The 1,313-nt window shown below is 45.6% G+C and carries 1 protein-coding gene; it reads left to right on the forward strand.

Annotated elements, in window-relative coordinates:
- Positions 1-115: 115 nt before the first annotated feature.
- On the forward strand, positions 116-1,313 hold a 1,198-nt coding region (locus A3735_RS01005), incomplete at its 3' end, for a permease (protein ID WP_197485562.1).

Raw genomic sequence — 1,313 nt, forward strand, 5'->3', positions numbered from 1 at the left:
CAATATGCGGGTAGTCGATAAAAGGGGATTTCTTTGCTCTCTCATTCTGCTCGCCTTTATCTCATTGTTGTTCTTGTCCCAGTCGCGGCTTCCAGCGCTGGATGAAAAAGCTCAGATGGGCCAGCGCAACCATCTTAGTTCTCTCGCCTTTGATGTCATTTACCCGCTTAGTGCTGAGCAAGGGCATGCAGAGCGTATTCTCTATAGCTCGCTTAACTGGGCATATACCAACTGGCAAGGAATGACCTTTGGTTTTCTATTTGCTGCAGCTGTACTGACTTTAATATNTTTCCTTTCAATAAACTTGCCTAAAGTCGCAGATGGGCGAAATCCTTATAAACAAGCGTTTATTGGTGCCTTGCTCGGAACTCCTTTGGGTGTTTGCGCCAACTGTTCTACGCCCATTGCTTTTGGTTTATACCGGGGAGGCCTTCCTACTCCCACCGCTTTATCGATGCTGAGTAGTTCGCCAAGCTTTAATTTTATCGTGGTTGCGATGTCACTAAGCTTGCTGCCCATAGAGCTAGTTGCCATTAAGTACATCTTGATCGTATTTTTTGTCTTACTGGTAATTCCCTTTTTAAGTGCTCGTTTTCATGGCGAGGGTGGTAAGTTTAAAGGTAGTGGTATTGATCTCCCGCTAAATGCCTGTGCAATTACGCAACAAACTAGGGGGCTTCAGTTTGTCTTTGAATTTACCAAAGCATATTTGGGGCATTTAGGGTTTATCTTAAAAGGGGCGCTGCCTCTTATGCTTTTAGCTGGGGGGCTTGCTGCGCTTGTAGCAGAATTTGTTTCACTAGATAACTTAAATGGGTCGTGGACCTTAATAATACTAATTGTGGTGGCCTTGTGCGCTGCTTTTTTTCCGGTTCCTATTGCCTTCGATGTTGTTATCTCAGTTGGCTTGTTGGCAGCGGGGGTTGATATTGCCTATGTTGGCGCAGCCTTTTTTGCTTTAGGCGTTTTTAGTATTTATCCCGCGACGATGGTTGCACGAGATATCTCTCTGAAATTGAGCCTTGCCTTATTATTGAGTGTGTCTGTTTTAGCGTTACTGGCTGGTCTGACCGTCAGCGCATATACCGAGCAATCACAGGGCGCTAAGTTGCTATCGGTAACAGAAAAACTATCTCAGCTAGCGATGACTAATGATGCGGCTGAAAAGGAAGCAATAGAGCTTCACGGTTTACCGGAATATTCGGCACGCCCCCTGATGCGAAAAGCTGCCCGTGCCTGCCATGTTCTTGGTGAGTCTCGTCAGTATGACTGCTTTGAACGCTTCGTTGTTGAGCTATTATCGAAGCAATTTA

Source organism: Oleiphilus sp. HI0061 (assembly GCF_001635675.1).